Origin of the sequence: Providencia sp. PROV116, from assembly GCF_028482485.1 — a bacterium.
Lineage (GTDB): Bacteria > Pseudomonadota > Gammaproteobacteria > Enterobacterales > Enterobacteriaceae > Providencia > Providencia rettgeri.
In genome coordinates, this window is sequence record NZ_JAMPQO010000010.1 from 1 (window position 1) to 17,678 (window position 17,678).

Consider the following 17,678-nt stretch of genomic DNA (forward strand, 5'->3'; position numbering starts at 1 on the left):
TTTCGAGTACTGATGGACTTAAAAAATCCTGCATATTTAAACGGTTAAATATTGATATTTAACCGTTTTTTATTTTTAGTGTGAAATAAAAGCCCCCCAGTTAAGGGGGGAATAAGACTACCAACAGGGACTAGGAATGGAACTTAAATCTGAGCGATTAAGCGATACTTGCCATTTCTTGTTGAGCTTCTTTGGGCGTTGCTTTTTTGACAATGGCATAAAGCACACCAGAAACCACCGTACCAGCTACTATCGCGAATAAATACATCAATACATGATTAATAGCTCCGGGTATTAACAGCACAAATAAACCACCGTGAGGTGCCATCAACTGAATACCAAAGTACATGGATAGCGCCCCAGTTATTGCACCACCAATGATACAAACAGGAAGAACACGGATAGGGTCTTTGGCGGCAAACGGAATAGCACCTTCTGAAATAAAACATAAACCGAGAACAAAAGAGGCTTTACCTGCTTCGCGTTCAGCGGGAACAAATTTATGTCTCGCTATTAATGTGGCAATCCCCATTGCCAATGGCGGCACCATACCTGCAGCCATAATCGCTGCCATTGGTGCGTAGGTTTGTGAACTTAATAGGCCGACACCAAAGGCGTAAGCAGCTTTGTTGACCGGGCCTCCCATATCCGTACACATCATGGCACCCAATATTGCACCTAAGATCACTGCATTGGTGGTTCCCATGGTATTTAGCCAGTTAGTTAACCAGTCCATCAACCACGCTACAGGGTGACCAATCACATAGATCATGGCTAAACCGGTAAATAAAGTCGAAATCAATGGCACGATTAAAATCGGTTTTAACGCTTCCATTGTTTGCGGTAATTTTAATCGAGTGCTAATAAAGTGAGCACTGTAGCCCGCAAGGAAACCGGAAATGATCCCGCCTAAAAAACCTGCACCTAAGGTGGTCGCAAGTACCCCACCGACTAAACCCGGGGTTAGCCCTGTTCTGTCAGCAATGGAATAGGCGATATAACCCGATAGTACAGGCACCATTAATGCAAGGGCTGTTTGCCCACCAATTAGGCTAAGCGCCCAGGCCAGAGAGCCTTCTACATTGGATGCCTCTAAACCAAAAGCAAATGAAAGTGCAGTACACAATCCTCCTGCCACAACCATCGGGAGCATATAAGACACACCTGTGAGTAAGTGCTTATAGACTCCGCGTTTTTCGTTGGATTGGCTTGATTGTGATGAGTTTTTGCCATTTTGTGGCGAAAATGTACTCGCCTCCTTTATCGCTCTATCTAATTCCTGTGCTGTTTTCTTCAATGCTGCACTGGTAGAGGTGCGGTACATTGGCTTTCCCGCAAATTTATCCACATTGACTTCGATATCAGCAGCGACAATGACTAAATCAGCTTGTGCAATTTCTTCTGGTGTAATTTCATTTCCAACCCCTACAGAACCACGGGTTTCTACTTTGATATTCCAGCCTCGTTTTTTTGCTTCAGCTTCAAGTGCTTCTGCGGACATATAAGTGTGAGCAACCCCTGTAGGGCAAGCTGTAACGGCTAATATAGAGAAAGTTTTTGTGTGCTGCGGTTCGGCAATTTGTTGTTCACAAAGTGTGGCTTCATTAATTGCTGATGTCAGGAATTCAGCAGGTTGCCTAACAGCGACATCGGGGTGGCCGAAATAGATTTTTTTGTCTGCACAATTGAAATCTTCAGGCAACTGAGTGTCGAAACAAATCACAATATCTGCATCAGTAATTTGTTCAGTAAAGGTGATATTTTGTAAGGCAGATACATTTTTTAAGGCATCGATGGCTAGCCAGCAAATAGCAGGGCCTTGCTGGTGGCTTGGAGCGATTAATATTTTCATGTTTTTCATCCTCATTGAGCCGTAAACGGTTGTAAGTCAACCTTTGTCATCATATGTGCAAGTTGCGCTCGGTCTGTGATACCGACATTGGGTTGGGAGACTGCAAGTGCAGAAATAGCAGTAGCTAAGCGTAGTGTGTGCTCACTTGTCTGCCTCATCATTAGCCCGTAAATTAACCCTCCTACCATTGAGTCCCCTGCGCCAACGGTGCTGATAACGTCACATTCAGGTGGTTTAGCAAACCAAGCGCCTGATGAATTGACCCACATGGCACCTTTTTCGCCTAAAGAAACCACCACATGGGCAATACCTTGTTCGCGAAGTTGATTTGCGGCATCAACAATATCTTGATGAGTGGGAAGAGGTTTTCCTGCCCAAATTTCAAGTTCACGATGATTCGGTTTTACTAACCAAGGAGAAGCTTTGAGTCCAGCAACAAAAGCTTCACGGCTACTATCAAAAATGACACACATGCATTGTTCTCTAAGGCGTAACATCCATTGAGTAAAATCATTCAAATCAATACCTTGTGGTAAACTTCCACTGACGCAAATCATATCAAACTGGCCCGCCCAACTGAGTGAATCGGTGACGAAACGCTGCCAATCCGCTTTAGTGACACTGAAGCCCGAGAAGTTAAAATCGGTAACTTCGCCGGTGTGCTCAGTCAGTTTTACATTGATACGGGTGCGGCCTTCCACAACTTGAAAGCGGTTAGCTATTCCTGTTTCACTGAAAGCTTTTTGGAAACCATCTTGGTTTTCTTTGCCTAAAAAGCCACCAACAGTGACATCAATTCCTAAGTTTTTTAGCACTTTAGCTACATTTATGCCTTTTCCAGCAGCATGAAGCCCTGCAGTTTTGACTAAATTCACATCACCTCGATGAATATCAGGTAATAACCCAACCAAATCATAGGCGGGGTTTAGCGTGATAGTTGCGACTCTTCTGCTCATGCGATTTTTTCTCCAAGTCCTGAATTAATTGCCTCGCCAATGGTAACGATAGCTTCTTGTGCATCTGTACCTTCTGCGTGAATTCGTAAACGGTGCCCACATTTAGCGCCTAAACTGACGATTTTCATTAAGCTGCGACCATTTACGGGAGTCGCAGTACCATCAAGATTACTCACAGTAATAGTGCTTTCGAACTGCTTAATGGTGGTGACTAACTGGGTGCTCGGGCGCGTATGTAGCCCATGTGGATTAAGAACGGTGAAGTCCTGAGTGATTCCGGATGTACTTGATGATTCACTTTCCGTGTGTGAATCTTCACTACGCAATAAATTAATTAAATTGTTAACGTTATCAGTGTTGTTAATTAGATTTAATTCTTTATTTTTCAATATATTATTTATTTTAAGTAAAAAAGTTTCTATCTGATAATTAGCGTAAGAGAGAGTGATTAGGGCATTGACTGGGTTACCTTGAAAGCTAAATGGTTTTTTTACGGTCGTTATCGCAATCGCATTCTGAATATTTCCAATAGGGCTATCACTTAACCAAATACCTTGACCTAAATACGAAGGTGTTTGGGTGAGAACTTGGGTAATAAAGTCGGTACTAACAGCTTGGGCATTTTGTAAGTTAATAATATTCTGTATTTTTAATGTGTTTATATTATCAACTTGAGCACTAACAGTGACCATTGAGTCATCAAGTTTCACTGGTTGGGTTTGACGTTCACCCATTAGAATTTGCTTTAAGGCTTCAGGGGTGTCAGCTTTGGCCATCGCGTCAGCAGTGTGCTCATCACTGATAATGTGGGTTAACTGGCGAAGTAATTCGAGATGTTCATTGGATTGAGCTGCAATGCCAATAACAATATAAGCAGTTTGGTTATCACCCCAATCAATACCATTAGGGAATTGGAAAACAGCAAAACCTGTTTTCAACACTTGGTCTCTTGTCTGCGTTGTCCCGTGTGGGATTGCGATACCATTTCCCAAAAAGGTGGGAGCTTGGGTTTCTCGGTTAAGCATTCCTTGTGCGTAACCGCTTTTTGCATAACCTGCATTTTCGAGAGCCTTAGCGACTTGTTCTATTGCATTTTTTTTATCAGATGCAGCAGCTGCAAGGTGGATATCGCTTATTGGTAAGTTAAACATAATTTCTCCTGATTATTATTTATTGCCGGATCAGCCAGAAGACTTGCAAGCGGATCTGATTGTTTGTTAATCATGTTATCGTTAACAAGGTTAGCTGAATCGTTTAGTCTTGTCTATGTCGCTAAGGTACGAAATACAAAAAATGAGAGCTAAGTTAAATTTTTTAAGGGGAGGAACTGAGTGTGTTTTATCTGCCTTATGACAAAGCTGAAGTAATTGCTGAAGCTTTTTGTTTTTGTAAACCAATAAGTTAAATTATCAATATGTTTGGTTATTTGAATGTTTAATACACTAAATATGGCTAAAGAAAAAATCTTCTAAAACCTCAAAAGAGCTTTGGTCGTTTTACAATAAATCGGATTATTTTGAACAAAGGGGGAGAGGGAGGTGGTTATTTATTATGCAAAGGGAGGTAAGCTGAAATTTTTCAGCTTACCTAAATGTATTATTCTACAACTTTAATTTTTTGGCTGCCCATTGAAACGATTTTACCCGCGACAATTTTACAGCGTTTACGTGTTTCGACCACACCGTCAACTTCAACTAAGCCATCTGCAATCATGGCTTTTGCCATTGCACCGCTTTCCGCCCAGCCTTCAATTTTTAGCAAATCACACAGTTCGACGTGTGGGTGCCCATTTAAATTGAATATATCCATGATTACTCCAAAATTACATTAAATATCGTGGTACTCTTCACATGCTTGAAGGGTGTTTTGAATTAAAGTCGCAACGGTCATTGGGCCAACACCACCAGGCACTGGGGTGATCCAAGCTGCGTTTTTCGCGGCTTCGTCAAAATCGACATCTCCTGTGACTTTGCCGCTATCTAAGCGGTTGATACCGACATCGACCACAATCGCGCCAGGTTTAATCCATTCACCAGGAATAAAATTGGGTTTCCCCACTGCGACAACAACTAAATCAGCATGGCGAACGTGGTGTTCTAAATCTTTGGTAAAGCGATGCGTTACTGTTGTAGTGCAACCCGCTAGCAGAAGCTCTAAGCTCATTGGACGACCAACAATATTGGATGCGCCAATAATTACAGCGTTTAAACCATAAGTGTTGATACCGCAGCGCTCAAGTAGAGTAACAATCCCTTTGGGGGTGCATGGGCGAAGGCGCGGCGCACGTTGGCACAAGCGGCCGACATTATACGGATGAAAACCATCAACGTCTTTGTCTGGATGAATACGCTCAATAACTTTGACGTTATCAATCCCCGCAGGTAATGGTAGTTGAACTAAAATTCCATCAATTTCAGTATCTTGATTTAAATCATCAATCAGTTTGAGTAATTCAGCTTCTGTTGTTGTATCTGGCAAATCATAAGAACGTGAAATAAAACCGACTTCTTCACAAGCACGGCGTTTGCTGCCGACATAGATTTGTGACGCGGGGTTAGCGCCAACTAAAATCACAGCAAGCCCAGGGGCGCGTTTTCCTTGTTCTAAACGTAATTGTACTTTTTGAGCAACTTCTTGCCTAATTGTCTGCGCAATCGTTTTCCCATCAATAATTTTTGCTAACATCTGTAACTTAATCCATATATGAGACACGGTAATGTCTCTATTTTGTCAGAAGTTAACGTCATTGTCAGTTCAAACTATTACATAAAATGAGCATATAGTTATTTTAGTAGCGAAAAGCCATTGACTCAGCGCGCAGCAACCGTATAATTCAACGCCATCAGCCAGATAGGCTGCCCGCATTATCAATGCGCCCTTAGCTCAGTTGGATAGAGCAACGGCCTTCTAAGCCGTAGGTCACAGGTTCGAATCCTGTAGGGCGTACCATTTCGAAGTCAATGGACATCAACTGATGTCTTTTTTTATGTCTAAAATTCAGTGAATTAGCTGGTTTTTACCTTATAGTCTTCCCAAGTAGCCCTCATGAATACCTACAAACTATTTTTCTATCAGATTAACTTTCTTATAAATGTACTAAGCTCGACCAGTTTGATAGAAATCGATTCTGATAATGCGATATGGGCGTTTCATTTAAATAGGAATTGATAGATGAAATTAAGTACTCAGACCGCGGAGCAAAAATACGTACCTCTCATGTAGTTTCTTTAAAATCGAAAAATCATTGTGATACTAAAGCAGACTTATCCATTTGGCGGTAATAATTAACCGATCTTTATCGGGAGCCATAGATCCAGAAACTAATAAGTGAAAACATAAGGTTATGTTTACATTCGATAACAGTTTATTGATAACCAATCCTATTTTTATAAGCCAGAGAGTTAAAATACCTGAAAATTGCCTTCTCTTACAAAACAGTAATCTTAGATGAAGTAGCTTTGGTGTATTCAATGTCACATTTCGCACATTTATTCGATGAACTCTTGAAAATATTGCCAATAACAAGTGATTGCTTGGCAGTAATTTCAAGGTGATTTTGGATAAGATCACTAGAATGAAAGGGTAGGGGTATTTACGGTAAATGGAATATCGCGACATAAACCCAACAGTGAATATACAGGTGAGGAGTACTTATTGGGAGATCTTTCATGAAACTCTATAGCGAAGATTTTTTTATCACACCACAGCAGCACATTGCGGTTGAACCAAGGGTACCTCAGCCTATTTTTCCTGAGCATACACATGATTTTAGTGAGATTTTTTTGGTGACTCAAGGCGTTGGCCTGCATGTACTTAATGGGCGGCCTTATACATTATGCCCAGGTATGGTGTGTTACATTAAATCCAGCGATTATCACTTATTTGATAATGTCTCTAACCTCAATTTAACTAATGTGTTATATCGTTCAGACTCTGCCTTTACTTATTTAAACAATATCAGTCATTTTTTTCCTGCCGACACTGAAAAAAACATTTCCCATTGGCTATTAAATAAAGAGCATTGCAATAAAGCGCAACAGATTATTGATAAACTTAACGAAAGTGATGGTTCTGACCCTGCTTATACTGAAAGTTTGTTCTTACAGTTAATTATGAACTTGCAAGAGGGACGTTATAACCACGTAGGTGAGGGGAATAATGAACAGCGTATTATTCAGATGTTACGATGGTTGAATGCAAACTTTATGGAAGAAATTGATTGGGAAAGTTTAACCACTCAGTTTTCGGTTTCGCTGCGTACTTTTCATCGATATATGAAAAATAATTTAGGCATATCGCCACAAAATTATTTAATAAAATTAAGGCTATCTGAAGCATATTATCAAATCCGTTTTTCAGAGAAAACTATTACAGATATTGCGCTGGAAAGTGGTTTTAATGATAGTGCGTATTTTTCAACGCGTTTTAAGAGCGAGTATAATTTCACACCTCGTGACCTGCGTCATTGCAGTAATTAACAAAGATCGCCATGATCATCTTTACACTTTTTTGAGGTGACCATGATACAAAAAATTATCACTCTCAACAGCAGCGATTATTTTATTCGAACTGAAAATACCGTGACGGTAGAAAAACGGAATTCTCAGGAAGATTTTATTATTCATAGCCATGATTTTAATGAGTTTGTGATTGTTTTTTCCGGGAATGGCTTACACCATTGGAATGGTGATGATTATCCGATTACGTGTGGTGATCTGTTTTATATTAACGCAGAGGATCGTCATGGCTATCACTCTGTAAATAATTTAAAACTGGTAAATATATTATATAAGCCTAATGAGTTTTTGATTCAACAATCTATTGAAAAGTATGTGCCATTAGACCATCAGCCAGCAATATCTAGGCATTGGAAGCTACCGCCTTCGAGTTTACCAACATTAACGCCAATTATTGAAAAAATAGCATCAGAATGCCAAAAGCCTGATATTCCATCGATTCATCTTTGTGAAGGGTTATTCTTACAACTGGCAATTTATATTTACCGTTTAAGGTATCAGCCTGACCAAGCGCCAATAAGCTTATTACATCAAATGGATCAGCTAATAAACTGTTTAAATTTAAGTATAAATACACCATTTTCATTAGATAATTTTGCTCAGGAACACCAGTTGTCCGCGCGTTCATTACAGCGTTTGTTCAAGTCGAAAACAGGAATGACGGTAATGGAATATCTGCAACAATTACGTCTGTGCCAAGCGACATTATTATTACGTAGTACTTCATTGTCTATCAGTGAAATCGCGGGGCAATGTGGCTATGAGGATAGTAATTATTTTTCGAGTGTTTTCCATAGAAAAATGAATATGACCGCAAGCGCATATCGACGCTGTTTTTTACAGAAAAATAAATTGAGGTAAGTGCTAGCCAAAGACTAGCACTGTCTGGGGGATATTAGTCTAAATAAAATACCGATCTTAACTCATCACTGATAGGGCTGTTGTCAGGGTTTGATGGCATAATATCCGACATATACCTCCACCATTTTTGGCATACTTCCGTTTGTGCAACGCTATCCCAGCGTTCTTGAGATTCAATTTCCACATAGGCGAACAATAAATTTCGCTTGTTATCTAAGAAAATAGAATAGTGATGTGCACCGTGTTCTTTGAGTGTAAGCACTAATTCAGGCCAAATTTCATCGTGTCGGCGCTGGTATTCTTGGTGAGCGTTAGGAGCAACTTGCATCACAAATGCTTTTTTTATCATGATACTGTCCTCTAATAAATCGCTTGATATAATTCAGCGATATCCTCTAATGTTGCATCACGTGGATTACCCCCAGTACACACATCATCAAAGGCGGCTTGAGCAAGGGATGGAATATCCTCTGGTTTCATGCCGATTTCACGCAGTTTTTCAGGAATACCAACGTTCTTGTTTAGCGCAAAGACAGCTGCAATGGCGGTATCTCTGGCTTCTTGAAGTGGTAGGGAGTCTATATTTTTTACGCCCATTGCACGGGCGATATCGCGGTATTTTTCCCCTGTATAATTTGCGTTATACGCCATGATATGGGGCAATAAAATGGCATTGGCGACTCCATGAGGTGTATTGTAAAACGCCCCAAGTGGGTGAGCCATACCATGCACCAACCCTAAACCAACGTTAGAGAAGCCCATTCCAGCCATATATTGTGCAAGAGCCATTGTTTCAACGCCTTGCGGGTCGCCCTTAACGGATTGCCGTAACGAATTGCTGATCAACTCTATGGATTTAAGGTGCAGAGCATCGGTAAGTGCCCAAGCTCCTTTCGTGATATAGCCTTCAATGGCATGAGTGAGGGCATCAACGCCAGTAGCAGCCTTTAAGCTTGCAGGCATGGATGCCATCATTAATGGGTCAATAATGGCTACTATAGGGATACTATGGGGGTCAACACACACAAATTTACGGCACAGTTTGTTGTCCGTGATGACATAGTTAATCGTGACTTCAGCCGCGGTTCCTGCGGTCGTTGGGATGGCGATAATTGGAACCGCTGGGTTTTGGGTTGGAGCGACACCTTCTAAGCTCACCACATCTTCGTACTGTGGGTTATTGATAATAATCCCAATCGCTTTAGCGGTGTCTTGTGGGGAACCACCACCGATAGCGATAAGATAATCTGCATTAAATTGTTTGAAGTGTTTTAGTCCTTGTTGGACGGTATCAATGGTTGGGTTAGGAATAACGGCATCATAAATGGCGTAGTCCAATTTAGCGTTATCTAATAATTGGGTGACTTTACTGACAACATTAAATTTAACCAGATCCGCATCCGTAACAATCAGTGCTTTGTTAAATTGGCGTTTTTGAATTTCCTCTACAAGGTGGTTAATAGCCCCTTCGCCAAAGTATGAGGTTTCATTGAGTATCATTCTATGGGTCATCGCTGACCTCCCGATCGATTAAAATAAAAAGTCGTTACGTTATGCTGCCATTCCCAAGCCAACAATGTTTGCAGCTAAGATAATCACTAAGCAGCCTAAACATAAAATTCGGACAGGTTTTCTGCCAGTGCCTTTCCATTCTTTTAGGGCTAACCCCACAATACCGCCACACAGAACATAAAAACTCATATGTAGCATCCAGCTCATAAAGCCGTATTGTGATGGGATATTGGCGTGTCCCCATGCGTAGAAGAAGAATTGGAAGTACCACATACCGCCACCCAAAATGGCAAATAAAATATTGCTGATCAGTAGGGCTTTGGGGACAGAGATATCTGATTTGAAAGAGATATCTTGGCGATAAATAAGCCTAATAAAACAATAACCCAAGTTGATTAATGCGCCGCCACCCATGATGATGACGTAACTTGGTAATGCGACATAAAGAGAAGAAACGCCGAGGGCAGCGGAAGCTTCGTGCATAGGGACGGCTGCACTCATGGCGAATGACATACCGGCTGAGAAAATACCGCACATGACTGCCAGTAATAAGCCTTTTTTCAGGTTAAACTCTTCAGCTTGCACTCCGGTCGCTTTTTCTTTCAGTAATCCGGCATAGGAAACGATAGCAACCCCTAGAACAGCCACTAAGACACCAAGAATCGTTAGTTTTCCGCCAGTCGAGGCAATCAACTCGCCAAATGTGCCTTGAATAATAGGGGTCATCAAGGTACCAACAATGAGTGTAATACCAATGGCAATCCCAATCCCCATTGACATACCTAAATAGCGCATGGTCAAGCCATAACCAATATTACCAACCCCCCACATGGCGCCAAATAAAAATACAGGGATCAGAATACTTGCACTGAAAGAGTTGTAATAGGCCCAAAAGTCAGGAAGTAAAATATAACTGATGGTCCAAGGTAAAATAATCCACGAAAAAATACCGGCAATGGACCACATCGTTTCCCATGACCAGTTTTTAACTTTTTTTAATGGTGCGTAAAAGCAGGCAGCTGAAGCTGCGCCGACAAAATGCCAAAAAATACCGAGTAAAATTCCACTGCCCATGAACTATTCCTCACTGTTTATTATCGTTTTAATTTCTCTGTGGAAGGAAAGGGGTATCCACAGAGAAACAGGTTTTATTTCAATGCATCAGACATTGGTGTGACATTAAATCGCTTGGCAAGCGCAATCAGATTTTCTGTTGAAATAGTTTGTTTTTTACCACCCATGGAGAGAACTTTTACCAATATCTCCGCAGATTTTTCTGCGGTATCAATTAAACCAAAAGCATCATCTAAAGTTGGGCCAGAGCCAAAAATACCGTGGAATGGCCAAAGTACTAAGCCATGTTGTTTCATTTGTTCCGCTGTTTCTAAACCGATACCATCTGTACCGGGGACCATCCATGGCAGCACACCAATACCATCAGGGAAAACCACCAAACATTCAGTACTCATTTCCCATAAATGACGAGTGATGGATGCACTATCGAGCGGTAAAACATAACTTAATGCAATGATGTTAGTTGCATGACAGTGCATGATGACGCGGTTAGTGCCATTAGTGGCTTGCATACGTGTGATATGCGATTGAAAGTGTGCAGCAAATTCAGAGGTTGGTATTGCACCATTCACAAAGCCCCAAACAATGTGGTAACCCTGACCTTCGTTATCGATACGAACCAGACCCAAGTTATCTGCGGGGTCTAAGGCAACGTTACGGAAAAACTTACCGGAGCCTGTAACAATAAAATATTGGTTTGCGAGCTCTTTAACTGGCTCTGTCGCTTCGATATAACGTGGGTCAGCGTGAAAAGTGTGTTTAAATGGCGAAACATCATCTTCAGTGAGTCGTAAGCTCACATTACCGCCATTACGTTCATCCCAGCCTTTGAGCCACATATCGCTGGTGGCTTTTATCATTCCTTGAACAAACCAAGATGTCAGAATATCTTGCATACAATTCACCTTAACGTGTTAATAATGTTGATTTTTCGTATTTTTTAACTTCATCTAACCATTTTTCGCCGACAGGAACATTGTTGCGTTCACAGTATTCATCCCAAACAGCTTGCCATGGCAGGCATTTTTGTTCTTCTAACAGCGCGAGGCGAGCTGTGAAGTCTCCTTCAATTTCGAGTTGGCGTAGTCTTGTGGTTGGTTCAAGTAAGGCGCGAAGTAACGCTTTTTTCATATTACGAGTCCCAATGATCCAAGCGGCAATACGGTTAATTGATGCGTCAAAGAAATCGAGGCCAATATGCACACGGTTCTTTAAGTTATGGCGAATGATTTCATTGGCAATGGCTTGAGTTTCATCATCGAGTAAAATGACGTGGTCACTGTCCCAACGCACAGGACGGCTGACGTGCAGTAATAGACGTTCAACATAAGGAATGACCGCTGAAATTTTATCCGAAATGACTTCAGTTGGATGGAAATGCCCCGCATCTAAACATAAAGCGGTTTTACGTGTGATGGCATAGCCCAAATAAAACTCACTGGAGCCTGCGGTGTAAGATTCTGCACCAATACCAAATAATTTACTTTCGACGGCATCGATATGATATTTAATATCAATTTTTTCACTGATAATTTCATCCAATGACTCGACTAAGCGTTGACGAGGGGCATAGCGGTCAATAGGGAGATCTTTCATGCCGTCAGGGATCCAAATATTCATCACGGAAGCGCTGTTTAATGACTCACCAAAATACGCAGAAATACGGCGGCAAGCTTGTCCATGACCAATCCAATAGTCTCTAATTTCCTTATTACTGTGAGTCAGCGTCGCTTCGCTACTTAGCGGATGGGAAAAGTAAGATGGGTTAAAATCGAGCGCGATATGGTTTTTTTTCGCCCAATCAACCCAATTGGCAAAATGGCGAGGTTCAATTTCATTACGTTCGACGGCGGTATCAGCTTCGAGGTAAAGAGCGTGCAGATTAACGCGTTTAGGGCCCGGAATTAAGCTCATTGCTTTATCCATATCTGCACGTAATTCAATCGCATTAGTCGCTTTGCCGGGGTAATTACCTGTAGCTTGAATACCGCCGCTTAAAGCGGTTGCTGATTTTTCAAAGCCGGCTACGTCATCTCCCTGCCAGCAATGCATTGATACAGGCAAGTCAGCCATAGCTTGCATCGCTAGTTCAGTATCGATACCAAGGTCAGCAAAACGTTGTTTGGCAATAAGATAACTTTCTTTGTAATTAGACATGAAATTTTCCTTATAACTTATCGATATACGGTTAATAACCTGAGTTAGCCCGTAATGGTTTTAAATCGTTTCCAAGGTTCATCCAGCGCGATGCTTTGAGGTTGAAACCAACAAAGCTCGGTATTTTCTGCAATAATGGTGCGCAGAGTGGGGACGTCTGGAATGGTGTTGAGGGCAATCAACTGATACCCAATGTTTCCTAAGGTGGAGGCTTCAATCGGACCTGTGCTCACAGGAACCCTGCAAGTGTTGGCGCAGAGTTGGTTAAGTAGGGCATTTTGGCTGCCGCCACCGACGATATGGAGCTGTTGTAATGGGGCATGATTTATCTGCTGCAATTCAAGGAACACTTGACGATAAAGCAGTGCTAAGCTGTCGAAAACACAACGAGCTAGCTCAGCGACAGTATTTGGAACGGATTGTTGATTTTCCTGACAAGCTTCTTTAATGGCTTGGCTCATCGACTCCGGGTTCAAGAACCGGTTATCGTTCGGGTTGATCAGATACGTGAATGCTGGGATAGCTTCTGCTGAGGTAATGAGGCTGCAAATATCTTGCACATTGTGTTCAAGACAAATGCGTTGGAATAACCATAACCCCATAATATTCTTTAGGACTCGGTAGTGGCCATTAATTCCTCCTTCATTGGTAATGTTGGCAACAAATGCATTTTCACATGTACAAGGGGATGTGCGCTCGAGGCCCATTAATGACCAAGTTCCTGAGCTTAAGTAAGCACTATGGCTATCGGCTATTGGTGCCGCAATGACAGCGCTGGCCGTATCATGGCTGGCTACAGCGACCACGGGAGTTTTTTGGCCTTTGGGCGTGATCCAATAGCCAATGACATTACCCGGTTGCTTGATTTGACCTAATAAACGGCGTGGCAATTGTAAATATTCGACTAACTCCTCATCCCAATCACCTGTTTGCAGGTTAACCATTTGGCTGGTGGTAATATTGGTATATTCATGGTTGATTTGCCCGGTCAAACGGTATGCTAAATAATCAGGAATCAATAATAAATGGTGTGCTTGTTCCAGCCATTGGGGGTGTGATTGTTGCAAGGCCTTCAATTGATATAAGGTATTGAAAGGGAGAAATTGGATCCCTGTTTTTTGGTAGATATTTTGAACACCGAGATCGGTTTGAACTCGTTCCATGACACCTTGCGTGCGGTTATCTCGGTAGGAGAAATTGCGACCAACGGTATGACCCTCACGGTCAAGTAGGACATAATCAACACCCCAAGTGTCGATCCCGATGCTGTCAATGTTGATGCCAGATTGTTCTACACGGTGTAAGCCAATCAGGATTTGGTTCTCAATGTCGTCAAGATCCCAATAGCAATGGTTGCCTTCAGTGATCAAATGGTTTGTAAAACGATGAATTTCATCTAATGATAATTTTTTATTATGCACATCATAGCAAGCCAACATGACTCGACCGCTAGATGCGCCTAAATCAATAGCAACAACATGGCGAATATTCATGACTTTTTTATCTCTATTACTTAACTTATAGTCATATACTAGAGAGAGTGAATAGTGAGCGCGTTCAATGGAGCGCCACTAAAAGGGAAAAATGGCAATATATTTAAAGTCGTAGTGATCTTATTCACAGACTTGAAATCTCTCAGTATTTTTACCAGAACCATTTAATCAGGAGCGAATAATGAAAGAGCCTCACGATATAGCTGAATGGGCTAAAGTTAGAGAAACCTCAATTGAAATTGCTCAAGCTATTTTTGAGTTAGCGAATAATGATGAAGTGTTAGCGGAACAAATTTGGGAGGAAGGTTCTGATGAAGTTTTACCTCTGGCCTTTTCGAAGACAACTGCGGATAGGCTATATTGGGGGGAAGAAACTATCGAAAGGAAAAATGTATAATTCGTTTTGAGCTTTTCTGAAGAGATAAAAACCTCGCAATGGCGAGGTTTTTTATTGGCGATTATAAGGTGTTAATTTCTCTTATTTACCATTAAAAGATTGGATGTTTTTGACACTGAATTTTTCATTTTTATATTGCAGGGTAATCAGTTGTAAGTCTTTTTTAGGGATGAATTGGTACTCTGGCTGAACTTTATTTAAAAACGCACTGAAAATAATCGGGTGAGTAACCACCATGATTTTTCCAGTATGGAATTCATTTTGGATACCAATATCTCTAAGTAAGCTTTCTAATCGGTAGGCTGCAATAGCTCCTGTTTCACCATCGACTGGGGATTCAAAGCTCAACACATTTTTTCCTGAATGTAATTTGGTAAACTGGCCTTTAGGGTCTTTTTCTAATGTGCTGATTTTCTCCGCTTCCCAAAGGCCAAGGAAAATTTCATCTAAATTACGATTAATTTGGATTGGTAGGGTGCTATTTTCAAATAAGTGGTTTGCAGTATATTTGGCTCTATTTAATGTGCTGCTATAAACCGCCAAATAGTCAGTAGGGTTAATGTGTTGTTTCAATTGATTAACCGCCGCAACACCTGATTTACTGAGATCGGAGTCTGAGGTGCCTTCCATTACATTGGCATCATTTAAAATAGTCATTGGGTTGATGACAATCGAGATTTCAAGAGGCGGAAGTTTCTCTTGTTTTGCATAACCTGATTTTAAATAATCCGTATTATTAAAGTCGATAAGCGTAAATTGACCATCTTTATATTTTAATACCGAAACGGCAGTATTGCTTAACCCTGATAATGGCTTATCTTGACGATATTTCTGCAAGTAAAATGCCATTGATGAGTGGCCAACGGCTAAAATATTACCAGTTTCATTTTTATGACGGTTAGCAATATCTAATAATGCAGACTCGAAGCGTTGGGAAAAGTCATACATGCTTTCAGTGTTGACGACAGATTTGAAGTTTTTATCTTTATAGTTCCCAAAGTAGTATTCAAATTCATTACCAGAATGGCCGTATTGGCTCGTTAAGTCATCAATTCTACCGCCTTCAGCGTTACCCCAAGAAATATCTTTTAAGTTCTCAATCTCAATAATATCCATGTTACGGCCAGTTAAAATATTACTGGCGGTTTCATGAGCTCGACCTAATGTACTGCTGTATCCGGCGATAAAATCGACATCTTCTAAACCTAAACCAAGGCTGCGTGCATCATAGCGCCCTTTGGTTGTAAGCTGAGTATTACCGCCTCCACCAATGGTCATTTCTTTAATATTAGAATAAGTTTGTCCATGTCTAACAAGGTAAAAATAAAGGGCATCGCTATCTGATGTAGCTAAAGCACTGGTGGAGGTTATTGAAATAATTATATAAAATAACAAAAGAAACTTGGTTTTAATTCTTTTCATGTTTGCACCTATAATTTATTTATAATGCCATTCTTAGTGGCATAATTAACCTGTCTACCAATTGATTAATAAGAAATTGGCGCCCCCAATCTAAGTAAAATGAATTAGGATTAATTGTATTGTTTAGCCAGATATTTTTGAAAATGGCGTAAAAAACAAAGTAGGTAAGATGGCTATCACAAAATGACTATTTATTTTGTGATTATTTTAATTTTAGTGATCTTGAGTGAATAATTTGCTTTTCATTTACTAATGTCAGGTTGCTTGATTACAAAAGAGAAGCGGTTTGCTTGGGAATAAGCAACAGTGTAGTTCTTGCTAATCCATTCGTTATGGTATAATTACTGTACATAACAACCAAGATGTCGCATCTCACTCTGGATTTATATCTCTATTTTTTAATCCATTTTGCATTGGATAAATCAGCAATGAACATTAGTCAGCTTAAAAGTTTTGTTGAAGTGGTTAGAAGTGATTTCAATATCACCAACGCGGCTGAAAAATTATATACCTCTCAGCCGACTGTCAGTAAGCAACTTAAAATATTGGAAGATGAACTGAACGTTTCATTATTCAATCGGAAAAATAATAACTTATTGTCTCTTAGCCCGATTGGTGAGAAAGTTCATCACGTCGCGTGTGATATTCTGGCGCAGTTCGATAAAATTAAAAGTATCGTTTCACATGAAGATACCACGATAAAACAAAATCTTCATATCGCAACCACACACACACAAATCCGCTATAAATTACCCCAAGTGATTGAACGTTTTAACGCACGTTATCCCAATATCTCACTGCATTTTCACCAAGGGGCTCCCGCCCAAATTGCAGAAATGGTGAATAATGGGGATGTGGACTTTGCTATTGCGACCGAATCTATGCACCTTTATGATGACTTATTGGTGATGCCTTGCTACCAATGGTCGCGCAGTATTATTGTGCCCCATGACCACCCGCTAGCTCAATGTGAACAGCTCTCTATTGAAGACCTTGCTGGTTACCCATTAATTACCTATGTATTTGGTTTTACCGGGCATTCAAAACTTGACCAAGTTTTTTACCAACATAAATTAACGCCAAATGTTGTTTTAACTGCGGTAGATACCGAAATTATTAAATACTATGTAAAACGTGGTGCTGGGGTAGGTATTATTTCAACGGTTGCTTTTGACCCAGAGGAAGATAGCGAGACATTACGCTGTATTGATATCAGCCATTTAGTGAAGCCAAGTTATACACATGTATGCATTAACCGGCATATGCATTTAAAAGATTATATGTATGATTTTATCTCTAATTATGCACCTCACCTTGATTTGAACTATATTCATCAGCCGAATCAATGGGTGCCTACAGAACAAAGTGAGCGAGATAGGTTGTATAGAGAATTACCTGAGCTATAAGAAAAAAGCCGAGTAATATGATTTACTCGGC

At 40.7% G+C, this 17,678-nt stretch carries 16 protein-coding genes and 1 tRNA gene; 5 read left to right on the top strand and 12 right to left on the bottom strand.

Features of this window, described 5'->3' with window-relative positions; translation table 11 throughout:
• Window positions 1-157: 157 nt before the first annotated feature.
• From fruA to folD, 5 genes are all read right to left on the bottom strand, one after another.
• Window positions 158-1,852: a PTS fructose transporter subunit IIBC gene (fruA, locus tag PSE72_RS07130; protein ID WP_115166817.1), complete on the bottom strand. Its 1,695-nt coding sequence runs from the start codon at window positions 1,850-1,852 to the stop codon at window positions 158-160.
• An 11-nt stretch (window positions 1,853-1,863) separates the two neighbouring features.
• Complete coding sequence (gene fruK, locus PSE72_RS07135) at window positions 1,864-2,808, bottom strand: 1-phosphofructokinase (protein WP_115166818.1); 945 nt, start codon at window positions 2,806-2,808, stop codon at window positions 1,864-1,866.
• Window positions 2,805-3,959 carry a fused PTS fructose transporter subunit IIA/HPr protein gene (fruB, locus tag PSE72_RS07140; RefSeq protein WP_115166819.1) on the bottom strand — a complete coding sequence of 385 codons (1,155 nt, stop codon included), beginning with the start codon at window positions 3,957-3,959 and terminating at the stop codon, window positions 2,805-2,807. The genes fruK and fruB overlap by 4 nt, the downstream gene beginning before the upstream one ends.
• Window positions 3,960-4,404: 445 nt before the next feature.
• A complete protein-coding gene (gene ybcJ, locus PSE72_RS07145) occupies window positions 4,405-4,617 on the bottom strand; it encodes a ribosome-associated protein YbcJ (RefSeq protein ID WP_004913522.1) in 213 nt (70 codons plus the stop codon).
• An 18-nt stretch (window positions 4,618-4,635) separates the two neighbouring features.
• Entirely contained in the window at window positions 4,636-5,493 is an 858-nt protein-coding gene (gene folD / locus PSE72_RS07150; RefSeq protein WP_004913518.1) for a bifunctional methylenetetrahydrofolate dehydrogenase/methenyltetrahydrofolate cyclohydrolase FolD, read from the bottom strand.
• A gap of 187 nt (window positions 5,494-5,680) precedes the next feature.
• Here folD and PSE72_RS07155 point away from each other — a divergent pair.
• The 3 genes from PSE72_RS07155 (at window position 5,681) to PSE72_RS07165 (ending at window position 8,186) form a co-directional block, all read left to right on the top strand.
• Window positions 5,681-5,757 (top strand) — tRNA-Arg (locus tag PSE72_RS07155).
• A gap of 719 nt (window positions 5,758-6,476) precedes the next feature.
• Complete coding sequence (rhaS, locus tag PSE72_RS07160; RefSeq protein WP_115166820.1) at window positions 6,477-7,286, top strand: HTH-type transcriptional activator RhaS; 810 nt, start codon at window positions 6,477-6,479, stop codon at window positions 7,284-7,286.
• A gap of 42 nt (window positions 7,287-7,328) precedes the next feature.
• Window positions 7,329-8,186 carry a helix-turn-helix domain-containing protein gene (locus PSE72_RS07165; protein ID WP_115166821.1) on the top strand — a complete coding sequence of 286 codons (858 nt, stop codon included), beginning with the start codon at window positions 7,329-7,331 and terminating at the stop codon, window positions 8,184-8,186.
• 34 nt (window positions 8,187-8,220) lie between these two features.
• On the opposite strand, the gene rhaM is transcribed toward PSE72_RS07165, so the two are convergent.
• The 6 genes from rhaM to rhaB all read right to left on the bottom strand — a co-directional run bounded on the left by rhaM (window position 8,221) and on the right by rhaB (window position 14,422).
• The gene (rhaM, locus tag PSE72_RS07170) at window positions 8,221-8,535 is read right to left on the bottom strand and encodes an L-rhamnose mutarotase (protein WP_115166822.1); all 315 of its coding nucleotides are present in this window, start codon (window positions 8,533-8,535) and stop codon (window positions 8,221-8,223) included.
• A gap of 11 nt (window positions 8,536-8,546) precedes the next feature.
• Window positions 8,547-9,698 carry a lactaldehyde reductase gene (fucO, locus tag PSE72_RS07175; RefSeq protein WP_004913500.1) on the bottom strand — a complete coding sequence of 384 codons (1,152 nt, stop codon included), beginning with the start codon at window positions 9,696-9,698 and terminating at the stop codon, window positions 8,547-8,549.
• Between the two features lie 39 nt (window positions 9,699-9,737).
• A complete protein-coding gene (gene rhaT, locus PSE72_RS07180; RefSeq protein WP_004913498.1) occupies window positions 9,738-10,772 on the bottom strand; it encodes an L-rhamnose/proton symporter RhaT in 1,035 nt (344 codons plus the stop codon).
• A gap of 74 nt (window positions 10,773-10,846) precedes the next feature.
• Window positions 10,847-11,668 (bottom strand): rhamnulose-1-phosphate aldolase, encoded by an 822-nt coding sequence (rhaD, locus tag PSE72_RS07185; RefSeq protein WP_004913496.1) that lies wholly within the window; start codon window positions 11,666-11,668, stop codon window positions 10,847-10,849.
• A gap of 10 nt (window positions 11,669-11,678) precedes the next feature.
• Complete coding sequence (locus PSE72_RS07190) at window positions 11,679-12,929, bottom strand: L-rhamnose isomerase (RefSeq protein WP_198641403.1); 1,251 nt, start codon at window positions 12,927-12,929, stop codon at window positions 11,679-11,681.
• 44 nt (window positions 12,930-12,973) lie between these two features.
• Entirely contained in the window at window positions 12,974-14,422 is a 1,449-nt protein-coding gene (rhaB, locus tag PSE72_RS07195; RefSeq protein ID WP_115166823.1) for a rhamnulokinase, read from the bottom strand.
• A gap of 181 nt (window positions 14,423-14,603) precedes the next feature.
• On the opposite strand from rhaB, the gene PSE72_RS07200 reads away from it, so the two are divergent.
• Window positions 14,604-14,819, top strand: coding sequence for a YccJ family protein (locus PSE72_RS07200; protein ID WP_004913488.1), 216 nt, complete (start codon window positions 14,604-14,606; stop codon window positions 14,817-14,819).
• An 81-nt stretch (window positions 14,820-14,900) separates the two neighbouring features.
• On the opposite strand, the gene PSE72_RS07205 is transcribed toward PSE72_RS07200, so the two are convergent.
• Window positions 14,901-16,241: a 2-carboxy-D-arabinitol-1-phosphatase gene (locus PSE72_RS07205; RefSeq protein WP_272690936.1), complete on the bottom strand. Its 1,341-nt coding sequence runs from the start codon at window positions 16,239-16,241 to the stop codon at window positions 14,901-14,903.
• Window positions 16,242-16,669: 428 nt separating this feature from the next.
• On the opposite strand from PSE72_RS07205, the gene PSE72_RS07210 reads away from it, so the two are divergent.
• A complete protein-coding gene (locus tag PSE72_RS07210; RefSeq protein ID WP_004913482.1) occupies window positions 16,670-17,647 on the top strand; it encodes a LysR substrate-binding domain-containing protein in 978 nt (325 codons plus the stop codon).
• The last annotated feature ends 31 nt before the right edge of the window (window positions 17,648-17,678 follow it).